11 protein-coding genes are annotated in these 14,912 nt (G+C 38.5%); 5 read left to right on the top strand and 6 right to left on the bottom strand.

Features of this window, described 5'->3' with window-relative positions; genetic code table 11:
- Positions 1-52 precede the first annotated feature (52 nt).
- A complete protein-coding gene (hldE, locus tag QP437_RS02380) occupies positions 53-1,483 on the bottom strand; it encodes a bifunctional D-glycero-beta-D-manno-heptose-7-phosphate kinase/D-glycero-beta-D-manno-heptose 1-phosphate adenylyltransferase HldE (RefSeq protein ID WP_285266819.1) in 1,431 nt (476 codons plus the stop codon).
- 97 nt (positions 1,484-1,580) lie between these two features.
- On the opposite strand from hldE, the gene QP437_RS02375 reads away from it, so the two are divergent.
- From QP437_RS02375 to rnb, 4 genes are all read left to right on the top strand, one after another.
- Positions 1,581-2,516, top strand: coding sequence for a Kdo(2)-lipid IV(A) acyltransferase (locus tag QP437_RS02375; protein ID WP_285266818.1), 936 nt, complete (start codon positions 1,581-1,583; stop codon positions 2,514-2,516).
- 242 nt (positions 2,517-2,758) lie between these two features.
- Positions 2,759-3,514 carry a Nif3-like dinuclear metal center hexameric protein gene (locus QP437_RS02370; protein ID WP_285266817.1) on the top strand — a complete coding sequence of 252 codons (756 nt, stop codon included), beginning with the start codon at positions 2,759-2,761 and terminating at the stop codon, positions 3,512-3,514.
- Between the two features lie 89 nt (positions 3,515-3,603).
- Positions 3,604-4,392, top strand: coding sequence for an SDR family oxidoreductase (locus QP437_RS02365; protein ID WP_285266816.1), 789 nt, complete (start codon positions 3,604-3,606; stop codon positions 4,390-4,392).
- Between the two features lie 66 nt (positions 4,393-4,458).
- The gene (rnb, locus tag QP437_RS02360; protein ID WP_285266815.1) at positions 4,459-6,438 is read left to right on the top strand and encodes an exoribonuclease II; all 1,980 of its coding nucleotides are present in this window, start codon (positions 4,459-4,461) and stop codon (positions 6,436-6,438) included.
- Positions 6,439-6,640: 202 nt separating this feature from the next.
- Here rnb and QP437_RS02355 read toward each other — a convergent pair whose 3' ends face one another.
- The 4 genes from QP437_RS02355 to malQ are packed head-to-tail and all read right to left on the bottom strand — an operon-like array spanning position 6,641 to position 12,892.
- Positions 6,641-8,305, bottom strand: coding sequence for a PTS transporter subunit IIBC (locus tag QP437_RS02355; protein WP_285266814.1), 1,665 nt, complete (start codon positions 8,303-8,305; stop codon positions 6,641-6,643).
- Between the two features lie 10 nt (positions 8,306-8,315).
- Entirely contained in the window at positions 8,316-9,107 is a 792-nt protein-coding gene (locus QP437_RS02350) for an endonuclease/exonuclease/phosphatase family protein (RefSeq protein WP_285266813.1), read from the bottom strand.
- A gap of 10 nt (positions 9,108-9,117) precedes the next feature.
- Positions 9,118-11,385: a glycogen/starch/alpha-glucan family phosphorylase gene (gene glgP, locus QP437_RS02345; RefSeq protein WP_336620757.1), complete on the bottom strand. Its 2,268-nt coding sequence runs from the start codon at positions 11,383-11,385 to the stop codon at positions 9,118-9,120.
- On the bottom strand, positions 11,372-12,892 hold the full coding sequence (gene malQ, locus QP437_RS02340; protein ID WP_285266811.1) for a 4-alpha-glucanotransferase: 1,521 nt from the start codon (positions 12,890-12,892) through the stop codon (positions 11,372-11,374). Before malQ ends, glgP begins: the two co-directional genes overlap by 14 nt.
- A gap of 195 nt (positions 12,893-13,087) precedes the next feature.
- Here malQ and QP437_RS02335 point away from each other — a divergent pair, with 195 nt between their 5' ends.
- Positions 13,088-13,801, top strand: a complete 714-nt coding sequence (locus tag QP437_RS02335) for a UTRA domain-containing protein (RefSeq protein WP_285266810.1) — start codon at positions 13,088-13,090, stop codon at positions 13,799-13,801.
- Between the two features lie 78 nt (positions 13,802-13,879).
- Here the strand turns inward: QP437_RS02335 and tehA are convergent, their stop codons facing one another.
- Entirely contained in the window at positions 13,880-14,824 is a 945-nt protein-coding gene (gene tehA, locus QP437_RS02330) for a dicarboxylate transporter/tellurite-resistance protein TehA (protein ID WP_285266809.1), read from the bottom strand.
- Between the last annotated feature and the right edge of the window lie 88 nt (positions 14,825-14,912).

Genomic DNA, 14,912 nt, shown 5'->3' with positions numbered 1-14,912 from the left:
AAAAACGGGCAACTTGTAAAACAGGTTACCCGTCGTTTTTATTATAAAGCCATTAATCTTTCAGCGCTTTGATTTTCTCAATCACGTTTGTAGTTGAACAGCCATTTTCGAAATTCAATACACGAACATCGCCGCCGTTCGCCCACACTTCTTTACTGCCTGCAATCTCTTCTGGTTTATAATCGCCGCCTTTCACCAATAAATCCGGTAAAATATCGCCGATTAAACGTTGTGGTGTATCTTCATCAAAAGAAACCACCCAATCCACAGAGGCTAAACCAGCCAATACTGCCATACGTGCATTTAGATTGTTAATTGGACGACTTTCACCTTTTAAGCGTTTTACTGAGTCATCCGTATTCACGGCAACAATTAAACGATCGCCAAGTTTGCGAGCATTTTCTAAATAAGACACATGGCCAGGGTGAAGAATATCGAAACAACCGTTTGTCATCACAATTTTCTCACCGCGCGCTTTAGCATGAGCTACTGCAGTTTTTAATTGGATTTCTGACATAATACCGAAGCCTGTTTCAGAACGGCCATGGATTGCATTCTCTAATTCCACAGTAGAAACGGTTGATGTACCCAATTTACCAACCACAATACCTGCCGCCACATTGGCTAAGTAGCAAGATTCTTCAAAAGAACGACCATCTGCAAGTGCGGTTGCTAATACGCTGATTACGGTATCGCCCGCACCAGTCACATCAAATACTTCTTTTGCAAGCGTTGGTAAATGGAATGGCTCTTGATTTGGTCGAAGTAATGTCATGCCTTTTTCAGAACGCGTCACTAAAAGTGCGGTCAATTCGATGTCTGAAATTAATTTTAAACCTTTCTCAATGATTTCTTCTTCAGAATCACACTTACCTACCACCGCTTCAAATTCTGACATATTTGGTGTCAGTAAAGTCGCACCACGATAACGTTCAAAATCTGTACCTTTTGGATCGATCAACACGGGTACGTTCGCTTTGCGTGCAATTTGGATCATCTTTTGCACATCTTTTAACGTGCCTTTGCCGTAATCCGAAAGCACTAATGCACCGAAATTTTTCACTTCAACTTCTAATTTCGCTAGCAACTCTTGGCATTCTACGTTTTGGAAATCTTCTTCGAAATCCAAACGAAGTAATTGTTGATGGCGAGATAAAATACGTAATTTCGTAATCGTTGGATGAGTATCCAATGCCACAAAATTACAATCAATTTTTTGATGCTGTAATAAATTCGTTAAAGCAGAACCTGTTTCATCCTGACCAATTAAGCCTAAAATTTGTACGGGTACATTAAGAGAAGCAATATTCATCGCCACGTTTGCTGCACCACCTGCTCGTTCTTCGTTATTTTGTACGCGAACAACAGGAACCGGTGCTTCTGGCGAAATACGATTAGTTGCACCAAACCAGTAACGGTCAAGCATGACATCGCCTAACACTAATACTTTCGCTTGATTAAAATTGGCAGAATATTGAGCCATTTTGAAATCTCTCTGTTGGAATAATAAAAATTTGGTGCAATTTTACCACAACTCAAATTTGCGATAAACTACACGCCGAACTAACCAGAAAAGAATTATGAAAAACGAAAAACTCCCTCAATTTCAACCGCACTTTCTTGCACCTAAATACTGGGGCTTTTGGCTTGGTGTGGCGATTTGGCGAAGCCTTTTGTTACTTCCCTATCCAATTTTACGTCACATCGGCAACGGCTTAGGCTGGCTTTTCTCAAAACTAAAAGTGGGAAAACGTCGTGCAGCGATTGCTCGCCGAAATCTTGAGCTCTGCTTCCCAGAAATGCCCGAGCAAGAACGTGAAGCCATTTTGCAAGAAAACTTACGCGCCGTTGGCATGGCGATTATTGAAACCGGCATGGCGTGGTTTTGGTCTGATGCGCGCATTAAAAAATGGTCAAAGGTTGAAGGCTTAAATTATTTAAAAGAAAATGCTCAAGACGGCATTGTCTTTGTGGGTGTTCATTTCCTCACTCTTGAGTTAGGCGCGCGTATTGTGGGCTTACATCATCCTGGAATAGGTGTTTATCGTCCAAATGACAATCCAGTACTCGATTGGTTACAAATTAAAGGTCGCTTACGTTCAAATAAAGATATGCTGAACCGAAAAGATCTACGTGGAATGTTTAAAGCTTTACGCAAAGGTGAAACTATTTGGTATGCCCCTGATCATGATTACGGCAGAAAAAATGCCGTATTTGTACCTTTCTTTGCTGTACAAGAAGCGGCAACTACTACGGGGAGTTATTATCTACTTAAATCCGCACCAAATTGTAAAGTCGTGCCTTTTGCCCCATTACGTAATAAAGATGGTTCAGGCTATACAGTCAGTATTTCGCCACCAGTGGATTTTTCTGATCTTTCAGATGAAACGGCGATCGCTGCAAGAATGAATAAAGTCGTGGAAAAAGAAATCTTAAAAGGTGTGGAACAATACATGTGGCTACACCGCCGATTTAAAACCCGTCCAACGGAAGATGAGCCAAGTTTATATTCATAAGTGCGGTTGATTTTTCATCTGTTTTTGAATACTAAAACGACATATCGAAAAATAAGGAAAATTTTCCTTATTTTTTTCTTGATCTTTATATAATTAAATATATAATGAATCTCGTTTTAGATAGTAAACTTGTGTTATGACAGACACTCTACTGGCTAGTGCATTCCCCCACTCCTTTTGCACTAGCCATTTTTTTTGAAATCTCTTACCATATCTCACCCTTTTCTTTTTTCTTAGAAATCATGAACAATCTAGAACTTGAACGTTTACTAAACGAAAAACTTAGCACATATAGAATTAACGATTACGCGCCTAACGGTTTGCAAGTAGAAGGCAAAGCGGAGATCAAAAAGATCATTACGGGAGTCACCGCAAGCCAAGCACTAATTGATTATGCTGTTGCACAACAAGCTGATGCGGTACTTGTCCACCATGGCTATTTTTGGAAAAGTGAAAATCCATGTATTCGCGGCATGAAAGGCAAACGCATCAAAACCTTACTTGTAAATGATATTAATTTATACGGCTACCACTTGCCTCTGGATGTTCACCCAGAATTAGGCAACAATGCAAAACTTGCTCAGTTATTAGGGATTAGCGATCTCCAACCTTTAGAAAATAGCGCAACCAGCATTCCTGTTTGGGGAACGTTAAAAGATTCTGTTACCGCTGAAGAGTTTGCACAAAGTATTGAACAAGTGCTTCAACGCAAACCGTTAATTTGCATCGAAAATGGACCGCACTTAATCCATAAAATTGGCATTTGTACCGGTGGCGGACAAGGCTATATTGATTTAGCTGCAGCACAAGGTTGTGATGCCTTTATTACCGGTGAGGTTTCGGAGCAAACAATTCACTCTGCTCGTGAGCAAGGTATTCATTTCTTTGCGGCGGGTCATCATGCGACTGAACGCTATGGTATCAAAGCATTAGGTGAATGGTTGGCAACGGAATATGGTCTGGATGTAGAATTTAAAGATATTGATAATCCGGCCTAACTGGTACAAAGTGTGATTGATTGATTGCCGAAAGCACACAAAACAAGTATAATCTCGTCGATTTTTTTAACTCAAACATAGGAAAAAATATGGGTTTCTTAACTGGTAAACGTATTTTAGTAACAGGTCTTGCAAGCAACCGTTCTATCGCTTACGGGATCGCAAAAGCAATGAAAGAACAAGGTGCTGAACTTGCTTTCACTTATTTAAACGATAAATTACAACCACGCGTAGAAGAATTTGCAAAAGAATTTGGTTCTGACATCGTCCTTCCTTTAGACGTAGCGACCGATGAAAGCATCCAAAATTGCTTTGCAGAATTAAGCAAACGTTGGGAAAAATTTGATGGTTTCGTACACGCTATCGCATTCGCACCAGGCGATCAATTAGATGGTGATTATGTAAATGCTGCAACTCGTGAAGGCTACCGTATCGCTCACGACATCAGTGCATTCAGCTTTGTTGCTATGGCACAAGCGGCACGTCCTTACTTAAATCCAAATGCAGCGTTATTAACCCTTTCTTACTTAGGTGCAGAGCGCGCAATTCCTAACTACAACGTGATGTGTTTAGCGAAAGCATCTCTTGAAGCGGCTACTCGCGTAATGGCTGCTGACTTAGGTAAAGAAGGTATTCGTGTAAATGCAATTTCTGCAGGTCCAATCCGTACTTTAGCGGCATCAGGTGTTAAAAACTTAAAGAAAATGCTTGCTACCTTCGAGAAAACCGCAGCATTACGCCGTACTGTCACTATCGAAGATGTGGGTAACTCTGCAGCATTCTTATGCTCCGATTTAGCATCTGGTATTACTGGTGAAATCGTTCACGTAGATGCCGGTTTCAGCATCACCGCAATGGGCGAATTAGGCGAAGAATAATTTTTCGTACAATCTATTTTTAGGCAGGCTTTTCAGTCTGCCTTTTCTCTTTTTTTAAATATAACTATGTTCCAAGATAATCCATTACTCGCACAACTTAAGCAACAAATCCACGACAGCAAAGAACACGTTGAAGGCGTGGTAAAAAGTACAGATAAAGCTTATGGTTTTTTAGAGTGCGATAAAAAAAGCTACTTTATTGCCCCGCCTGCTATGAAAAAAGTAATGCACGGTGACAAAATCAAAGCCACCATTGAAAAGCAAGGCGATAAAGAACAAGCTGAACCTGAAGAATTAATTGAACCAATGCTCACGCGCTTTATTGCCAAAGTGCGGTTCAATAAAGACAAGAAATTGCAAGTTTTAGTTGATCATCCAAGTATCAACCAACCTATTGGTGCTCAACAAGCCAAATCCGTCAAAGAAGAATTACAAGAAGGCGACTGGGTTGTAGCAAATTTGAAAACACACCCATTGCGTGATGATCGCTTTTTCTATGCCACCATCAATCAATTTATCTGCCGTGCTGATGATGAATTAGCCCCTTGGTGGGTGACATTAGCACGTCATGAGCAATCTCGTCATCCTGTGCAAGGTGCTGAAAGTTATGAAATGTTAGATCAACAAACACGTGAAGATCTGACTGCACTTCATTTTGTCACCATTGACTCTGAAAGTACTCAGGATATGGACGATGCCCTTTATATCGAACCTATCGAGCAAAATAGTACACAAATCGGCTGGCGATTAGTCGTTGCCATTGCGGATCCAACAGCTTACATTGCATTAGATTCACAAATTGAAAAAGATGCGAAACAGCGTTGTTTCACCAATTATTTACCAGGCTTCAACATCCCAATGTTGCCGCGTGAATTGTCTGATGAATTATGCTCATTAATGGCAAATGAAACTCGCCCTGCATTAGTATGTTACATCGAAACGGATCTTGCGGGTAACATCACAGCTAAACCGAATTTTGTGTCTGCTTATGTGCAATCTAAAGCGAAATTAGTCTATAACAAGATCTCAGATTATTTAGAACAAATGTCTGATGCATGGCAACCGGAAACACCAGAAATTGTACAGCAAATTGATTGGCTACATCAATTTACCAAAGCACGTATTCAATGGCGTAAAACGCATTCTCTTTTATTTAAAGAGAAACCGGATTACTCCTTTATTCTCGCTGAAAATGGCAAAGTAAAAGAAATTAAGGCGGAATATCGTCGTATTGCAAATCAAATCGTGGAAGAATCCATGATCATTGCCAATATCTGTGCTGCACAATTCTTAGCTGAACAAGCACAAACTGGTATTTTTAATACACATTCTGGGTTTGATAAGAAATTCTTAGAAAACGCGCATAATTTCTTAATGGCAAATTTAGCTAATGAAGAAAATCAAGCCGAGCTTGCTGAGCGTTATTCGGTAGAAAATTTGGCAACCTTAAAGGGTTATTGCCAAATGCGTCATGATATTGAACCGATTGAAGGTGACTATTTAGAATTCCGTTTACGTCGTTATTTAACCTTTGCGGAATTTAAATCAGAACTTGCTCCACATTTTGGGCTTGGATTAGAAGGTTATGCAACTTGGACATCGCCTATCCGTAAATATTCCGATATGGTGAACCATCGTTTAATTAAAGCCGTGCTCACACAGCAAGCTTGTGAAAAACCACAAGATGAGGTGCTTGCTCGCTTGCAAGAAGCACGTCGTCAAAATCGCTTGGTTGAGCGTGATATTGCAGATTGGTTATATTGTCGCTATCTTGCTGATAAAGTCGCTGAAAATGCTGAATTTGATGCAGAAGTGCAAGATGTGATGCGTGGTGGTTTACGGGTTCAATTATTGGAAAATGGCGCATCCATGTTCGTACCGGCCTCCACATTGCATCCAAATAAAGATGAAATGCAAGTGAATGCTGATGAATTAGCACTGTATATTCAAGGGGAACGCCGTTACAAAATTGGTGATTTAGTGAAAGTAAAACTTACCGAGGTTCGAGAGGAAACTCGCAGTATTATCGGTCAGTTAATCATTTAATGACCACTTCCCTTCTAACACTAGAAATACCGCTCGTTACACAATGGGCGGTATTTTTTCTAGCGCCGAAGTTGTGACAATATTTTATAGATGGTATCAAATAAAGGAATTTTGGAGATATATTGAAGATATTCAATATCTAGGAGAGGTATATGATATCCCCGCCTTGAAGAGCGGGGATAAAATTAGCATTTAGGCTGAATTACATTTTAGGAATTTCAACGCCAGATGAAAGCACGTCTTGAATATCAGATTTTAAGACATCTGCTTTTGGCCCATAAATCGCTTGGATACCAGAGCCTTTCACGATAAAGCCCATTGCGCCCGCTTGTTTCCAACTTGCTTCATCACCCACTAAATCTGGATTATGTACGGTGATACGTAAACGTGTCATACAAGCATCAACATCTGCAATGTTATTACGTCCACCAAGTAAGTTGATGATTTGAATAACTTGCGTGCTAGCATTCGCCACTTTTGGCTCATCGCTAGAAGCTTCATCTGAACCTTTCGCATCATAGTTACCATTACGGCCTGCTGTTGCAAGATTAAATTTCTTAATCATAAAGTTCGCGATAAAGAACATAGCAACAGCAAATAAGATCGATACCCAGATAAAGTTGATCACATCCATACCAATGCCTGCTTTAATCGCCATTGGTGTACGCGTTAAGAACTCAATGTTACCGAATGAATGCACACGTAAGTCCACAATATCTGCCATGGCGAAAGCACAACCTTGTACTAAAGCATAAACAATATAGAGCGGTAATGCGACAAACATAAACATGTATTCGATTGGCTCTGTTACCCCTGTTAAGAACACCGCAAGTGCTGATGAAAGGAAAATACCTTTATAGAGTTTTTTCTTGTCTTCATCTACATTGATATACATAGCAAGCGTCAAGCCCATTAAGATACCGCTTGAACCAATCATTTGCCCTACTTTGAATCGAGCTGGTGTCACGGTTGAAAGTAGCTCGTTATATTGGGTTACATTACCCGCATCTTTAAGGTTAATTAAGTCAGAAATCCATGCAAGCCATAGTGGGTCTTGACCAAATACTTGTTTACCTTGTTGTACACCTGTTAAGAATTCATAAGTACCGCCTAATGACGTATAGTTCATTGGGATAGTCAACATGTGGTGTAAACCAAACGGAAGTAATAAACGCTCTAAGGTACCATAAATAAATGGTGCTAAAATTGGCGCTGAGTTTTGTGAGTTCGCAATCCATTGACCGAAATGGTTAATTCCAGTTTGAACTAAAGGCCAGAATAGCGATAAAACGATAGCGACTAATACAGAACGATAAATGACAACGAAAGGAACAAAACGTTTACCATTAAAGAAAGTGAGTACTTCAGGTAATTTACGGAAATTGTAGTAACTATTGAAGGTTGTTGCCCCCACAAAACCCGCAATAATACCGACGAATACCCCCATATTCAACGCAGGCTGTCCTAGAATATTCACAAAGTAATGTGCAACTGGGATTTCTCCTGCAAATACGGTACTTACGTGAGCATTTGGATCGGCTAGCATTTCAATTTTTACACCGAAGAAGTGACCAGTGATTAAGTTAATTAAAATGAAAGCAAGACCCGCTGCAAATGCGCCACCTGCACGCTCATTTGCCCAGCTACCACCAATCGCTAAAGCAAATAATAAATGAAGATTACCGATAATCCCCCAACCAATTTGAGCAATAATGTTTCCGACACGCGCTAGCCATTCTGCGTCACTAATCAAAGGCAGTGAGTTACCAATACTCACCATTAAACCCGCTGCAGGCATAACGGCAATTACAACCATTAGGCATTTACCGAATTTTTGCCAAAACTCAAAACTGAGTAGTTTTTTCATATCAATCCTCCTACAAGATGAGATCTACTTCTACGCCAAAATGGTCGGAAACAATCGGTTTATTTTTCCCATTAAAAATAACCTGACTGGATAAAACCTTTTTTGCCTGATTTAAAAAAATATAATCTAATCGCTTTTCTTGACTATGGCCTTTCCAGCCGTCAATCGCTTTCTCTACAGTGATGCCGCTATCCTTCTGTTCTGCCATTTCAAATGTATCGAATAAGCCTAAGGATTTAATTTGTTGGTAAGCTTGTTGGTCGCTTATTGCATCGGTATTGAAATCGCCCATCAAGATTTTCAGATTCGCACTTTGACTTCGCTCTACAATATAACGAACATTATCAAGTTGGTTTTCCCCATCACAATTTGGCAAATTGATGTGGCAAGAATAACATTCAATCAATTGGCCTTGATATTCCACTGTCAAGCCAATGATTTTACGCGAAAGAATCGAGTCAAGACGTTGGTGTTGGCTACAATAAAACGCATCAACATCATAAACAGGCAAACGGGTTAAGAACGCAATACCTTCATCATATTTATCATAACCAATATGCGAATTGCTCCAAAAAAGCGAATATTTTTGTGCAACGCGTTGATTGATTTTATTCAACAGAATGACACCATAGTTATCTTGCTTTAATGTTGGCGAAATAGCAGAAGCAGACATCAATTGATTAACCTCTTGTAAGGCAATGATGTCATAACTCTTTTCCACAATAGTGTCAGCAAGAATCTCTATTTTTTCCGCTTGGTTAGCTTCTAACCAAGCGTGTACATTCAGGGTAAGTAGTTTCATTGCCTCCCCCTTAGTCCTCACTATGCCAAATATCTGCATTATATTGAGCGATAGTGCGGTCAGATGAGAAGAAGCCCGCTTTTGCGATATTATGAACCACTTTCTCATTCCAACTATCTTGATCTTCATAATCAGCTAAGATTTGTTCTTTCGCTTCGACATAGGCATTAAAGTCAATTAACGTCATAAACCAGTCTTTATTCAATAATTCGTTATAAAGACGTTCTAAACGTGTTTTATTCCCTAATTTCACCACGGCAGGATTAAGAATAAAATCAACCGCTCTTTTAATCTCTTTGTCGTTTTCGTAATATTCTTTTGAAACATAACCTGCTGTTTCATAAAGTTTAATAATGCTTTCTGAGTCTTTACCGAATGTATAGATATTTTCAGCACCAGCTAATTCTGCAATTTCAACATTAGCCCCATCCATTGTGCCTAACGTTAATGCGCCATTCAGCATAAATTTCATATTCCCTGTACCAGAAGCTTCTTTAGAGGCAAGTGAAATTTGTTCTGAAATATCGGTTGCTGGAATCAGTTTTTCCGCCACACTCACATTATAGTTTTCCACCAAATGCACGTTTAAATACTTATTCACTTTAGGATCATTATTGATTAACTCAGATAAGCAAAGAATTAAGTGAATAATATCCTGTGCAATCACATAAGCGGGTGCGGCTTTTCCGCCGAAAATCACGGTAATTTTACGTTTGGGTAATTTACCCGCTTTAATTTCTAAGTATTTATGAATCACATAAAGCGCATTCATTTGTTGGCGTTTATATTCATGGAAACGCTTAATTTGCGTATCAATGATTGAATTTTCATCTAAATCAATGCCTTTATTTTCTTTAAGGTACGCTTTTAGTGCTAATTTGTTTTCAAACTTAATTTTCGCTAATTGTTGATGAACCTTTTTATCATCTTTAAAGGCTAACAATTTTTCTAATTTCGTTGCATCATGCAAATACTCATCGCCAATCAATTCTTTAATGTAAGCCGCTAATGGTTGGTTAGAAAACTCTAACCAACGGCGGAAGGTAATGCCGTTTGTCTTATTATTGAATTTTTCAGGATATAACGCATAGAACGCTTTAAGCTCTGAATTTTTCAAAATCTCCGTATGTAATGCCGCCACACCATTCACAGAATTTGAAAAGTGGATGTCCATGTGCGCCATATGCACACGTTTTTGTTTATCAATAATTTGTACGGCAGGATCTTTATACTCGGCACGCACTAATTTATCTAATTTTTTAATGATCACCACTAAATGAGGCACCACTTCATCTAAATAAGCGAGTGGCCATTTTTCTAATGCTTCAGCCAAAATTGTATGGTTGGTATAGCCCACCATATTACGTACAATTTCAACCGCTTCTGCAAATTTAATCTGATGTTTTTCCGTTAATAAGCGAATTAATTCAGGAATCACCATTGAAGGGTGAGTATCGTTGATCTGAACATACGCATAATCGGCTAAATCATGTAAATTACTGCCACGTGCAATCGCTTCATCAATTAATAACTGTGCCGCATTTGATACCATGAAGTATTGTTGATAAATACGCAGTAATTCCCCATTTTTATCTGAATCATCTGGATAAAGGAATAATGTTAGATTTTCTTCAATCGCAGTTTTATCAAACTCGATACCTTTTTTAATCAGTTTAGGATTCACTGATTTGATATCAAATAAATTGAGATAGTTTTTTGTTTCTTTCTTATAACCTAAAATATCAATGCGATCTAATTTAGAGGTTAACGTAAATTTCTTAAATGGCACCTCATAGCTAATATCGGTTGGAATCAACCAAGAACTATCTTCAATCCAGTCATTAGGTTCCGCATGTTGTTCATTCTTTTTAAAGACTTGCTTAAATAGGCCATAATGATAATTTAAGCCGACCCCTTCCGCATTTAAGCCAAGGGTAGACATTGAATCAATAAAACAAGAAGCCAAACGACCTAACCCACCATTTCCTAAAGACGGTTCTGGCTCAATATCTTCAATATGGCTTAATGATTTACCCGCACTTTCTAATTCCGTTTTGATGTCTTGATATACACCAAGGTTAATCAGGTTATTAGAAAGTAATTTACCAATTAAGAATTCTGCAGAAATATAATAAATCTTACGTTTACCTGTGTTTTTAAGTTTATCTGCTGAGAATGTTTTTACGTAATTTAATAATTGAATATAAGTTTCTTTATCGCTTAATTGTTCAAGCGGTTTATTTATTTTATTTTTTACAAATTCACTAAATTTCATTATTATGTTTTTCCTGATTCGCACGTTGATATAACGTGGTCATTTTTGCTAAAAAGTCTTTTTTATCTTGCGTTAAATCAGATTGCTGCATTCTCCATTGCCAGTTTCCACCAATTGTTGAAGGAACGTTCATTCTTGAACGGGCTGGCAAATCTAAAACATCTTGCATTGTTGCAATCGCAGTATTGCTAACCGTCGCAAAAAGCTGACGAATCATCGCTTGGCAAATCGATTCATCCTCACGGCGGTGGGTATAATCATTGATATATTGCTGCTGTTGTTCAGTTAAGCTGTTATACCAACCATTAGTCACATCATTATCATGTGTGCCGGTATAAACAATGGAATGCGGAATGCAATAGTGCGGGCTATCTAAGCTTTTTCCGCTAACATCTTCAAAGCCAAATTGCAGAATCTTCATGCCCGGATAATTACAATCTGCAAGTAGTTTTCTGGCTTTATCATCAATATTACCTAAATCTTCGGCAATGATCGGTAAATCACCTAATTGCTCTTTAACGGCTTTAAATAAGTCATAACCTGGACCTGGCTGCCAGCTACCATCTTTAGCAACCTCTGCTTTTCCATCTACTTGCCAATAATCAGAGAAACCTTTGAAATGGTCAATACGCAGTACATCATAAATCTTGAAGCTTTCTTCAATACGGTGAATCCACCAAGTATAGCCTTGTTTTTTATGTTCTTCCCAATCGTAAAGCGGGTTACCCCAAAGCTGCCCCGTTGCACTAAATTGATCGGCTGGAACCCCCGCAACAAAAAGCGGATTACGTTCTTCATCTAATTGGAAGAGTTCTGGTTTTGTCCAAACTTCTACACTATCTGCTGCCACGTAAATCGGCATATCACCGATAATCTGAATGCCTTTTTGATTTGCGTAATTTTTTAATTCAGTCCATTGTTTGAAGAAGAAATATTGCGTCACTTTAAAGTACTGGATTTGCTCCGCTAACATGCTGCGATATTTTTCCAATGCACTTGGATCACGAGCCACAGCTTTTTTATCATCCCATTTTTGCAATGCTTGATTGCCGAAATGCTCTTTAATTGCCATAAACTCAGCAAAATCGTCTAACCACAAGCGGTTGTTTTTTTCAAAATTTTGGAAATCCGCTTGGAATGATTGATTCGCTAAAAAATTTTTCACTGCCGTTTCTAAAATTGGACGGCGAGCATAGAAGATACGTTCATAATCCACACTAGTTGGATCTTCACCAAAATTGACTGATGCATAATCCGCTTCTTTCAATAACCCCATTTGGGTTAATAGATCAAAATCAATAAGGTGAGTATTACCTGCAATTGCAGAGAAAGATTGATAAGGTGAATCACCATAACTGGTGGTGGTCAGTGGAAGAATTTGCCAATAAGTTTGTTTAGTTTCAACTAAAAAATCGACAAAATCATAAGCCGATTGCCCAAAACTACCAATTCCTAATGCATTTGGTAGTGAGGTAATGTGCATAAGAACACCACTTGAACGAGTAAGCATAATATTTCCTCTAGGAAGTTATCATTTTGGCTCATTCTAACCTAAACGTATTTTTATGCAACAACTTATACGTAAAAGTTAATAACATTTTCGTAAATATGTGACTTTTGTCACATTTTATACGTATAACATTTATGATTTTATGATATGCTATGACGACACCTATGGAACGAACGGTCGATAAAAGGATTAAAAATGAGCAAGTACAAGCAGGTCTATAACGAGATAAAGACCCAAATTAACAATGGTAATTTCGTACCATTGCAAGAGCTCCCGAGTGAAAATGAACTCATGCAAAGCTATGGTTTTTCCAAAGACACTATTCGAAAAGCACTTTCTTTACTTGAAATTGATGGCTATATTCAAAAGCAACAAGGCCGAAATTCGATTGTTTTAGAACATGATTTATCTAAACCACAAATGCTTTCTGAAATTAAAACCGTTAGCGAATTAAATAGTGCCTCAACCCATCAAGTGAAAACCACATTAACCAGCTTGTATATTGTGCAAGGCGAAGAAGAATTGATGGATATCTTTAATGTCAATGATCAGATCGATTTCTACCGCATTGCTCGTCTGCGTGAAATCGATGGCGAAGCGGTTGAATATGAGGTTTCTTATTTTGATCGCCGCATCGTGCCGTTTATTAGTCGAGAAATCGCAGAACACTCTATTTATCACTACCTGGAAAACGAATTAAAATTAAAAATTAGCCACTCACAACGAAAAATTGTCTTTCGCTATGCGAACGAAGAAGAAAAAAATGCGATCGATCTTGGTGAGTATGACATGGTTGTGAATGTGACGAGCACCACTTATTTGGCTGATGGGCGACCGTTTCAATATGGGAGTATTAGTTATCGACCAGATAAGATTGCATTTACATCAACCGCAAAACGACATGTCTAGTTTTTTTGTAAATGACAAGTTGTGATTAAAAATTCATAAAAAAAGTGCGGTCATTTTTAACCGCACTTTTTGTTTAAACTACTTTAACCAAAATTGTCCTTTTAAGAGCTTTCCTAGCGTCATCAGTACTAACCCACCAATCATCAAGTTAGCAAAGATAAACGCACCGTTTGCCAACCCGCTCAGTACGTTATGATGAACAAAAGAAACTGCCCCGTTTGCTAAAGAGGCTAATCCGAATGAAAAAGACCAAAAACCAATATTCATCCCTTTTTCACTAATCCAAGGGAAAAGGCGAATTAAAAAGAACATTTGTAAAAAGCCGTATCCCCATAAGAGCTTAACGAAAAGATCTATCTCTCCCCCATTAAGCGATAAGTAAGCCGACGATCCCACAAATGCCGGTGCTAAAATGATCCCCATGGTTGGACGAAATTGAGGTTCAATCTGCAACACACGTAAACGCTGTAATAATGCCGGTTCATAAATAATCCAAGCAATCATCCCCGCCCCTAAGAACAAATAGCCTAGATCTTGATATCCTAATAAGGCTAATGATGAGGCACTGGTGAAATTAGTCGCGACAGAGGGTAAATAAAATGGTGGCAATGTCGATTTCTGCTCAAATGTGCCATCTTTCCATAATGCACTAATACGCACAGAAGCAAATAACAATTGCCCAATCGTCCCGATCCAAATTAATCCCTCACCAATGAGAGGATACCAACGATATAGAATATCCCCGCTTAACATCGTTGTAATCGGTATTAAGGCAAGAAAAGAAAAACGTATCGGACAGCAATATTCATCGCGTACTTCGTGAGAGAAATAAATCATTTTATAAATATAAAGCAAGACGAAAAGTGCCCATACTGAAACAGAAATTAATCCAATAATATCACTTACATTCCGAGAAAAAGAGAGCGTATCGCCCATATGCAGCCAGGCTAAAGACAAGGCACCCAAGCCTAATGGAATCGCAAAATACCCAGTTGGCAAAGGAAAAGGTCGTTTATCAGTCATTATTATTCTCCTAAAATTGGTACCTTATAAGATTACCCATAAATGCGTGAATATTGATGTGGATTTATCTCAAAGACTAGAATAAAAA

The organism is Haemophilus sp. UMB1048 (genome assembly GCF_030218125.1).
Classification (GTDB): domain Bacteria; phylum Pseudomonadota; class Gammaproteobacteria; order Enterobacterales; family Pasteurellaceae; genus Haemophilus_D.
Note: the sequence above shows the minus strand (reverse complement) of the source record. Positions and strands in the feature narration are given on the sequence as shown.

What these genes read in the sequence shown, in the direction of transcription:
- hldE (WP_285266819.1), bottom strand. Translation starts at nt 1,483, where the DNA reads ATGGCTCAATATTCTGCCAATTTTAATCAAGCGAAAGTATTAGTGTTA.
- QP437_RS02375 (WP_285266818.1), top strand. Translation starts at nt 1,581, where the DNA reads ATGAAAAACGAAAAACTCCCTCAATTTCAACCGCACTTTCTTGCACCT.
- QP437_RS02370 (WP_285266817.1), top strand. Translation starts at nt 2,759, where the DNA reads ATGAACAATCTAGAACTTGAACGTTTACTAAACGAAAAACTTAGCACA.
- QP437_RS02365 (WP_285266816.1), top strand. Translation starts at nt 3,604, where the DNA reads ATGGGTTTCTTAACTGGTAAACGTATTTTAGTAACAGGTCTTGCAAGC.
- rnb (WP_285266815.1), top strand. Translation starts at nt 4,459, where the DNA reads ATGTTCCAAGATAATCCATTACTCGCACAACTTAAGCAACAAATCCAC.
- QP437_RS02355 (WP_285266814.1), bottom strand. Translation starts at nt 8,305, where the DNA reads ATGAAAAAACTACTCAGTTTTGAGTTTTGGCAAAAATTCGGTAAATGC.
- QP437_RS02350 (WP_285266813.1), bottom strand. Translation starts at nt 9,107, where the DNA reads ATGAAACTACTTACCCTGAATGTACACGCTTGGTTAGAAGCTAACCAA.
- malQ (WP_285266811.1), bottom strand. Translation starts at nt 12,892, where the DNA reads ATGCTTACTCGTTCAAGTGGTGTTCTTATGCACATTACCTCACTACCA.
- QP437_RS02335 (WP_285266810.1), top strand. Translation starts at nt 13,088, where the DNA reads ATGAGCAAGTACAAGCAGGTCTATAACGAGATAAAGACCCAAATTAAC.
- tehA (WP_285266809.1), bottom strand. Translation starts at nt 14,824, where the DNA reads ATGACTGATAAACGACCTTTTCCTTTGCCAACTGGGTATTTTGCGATT.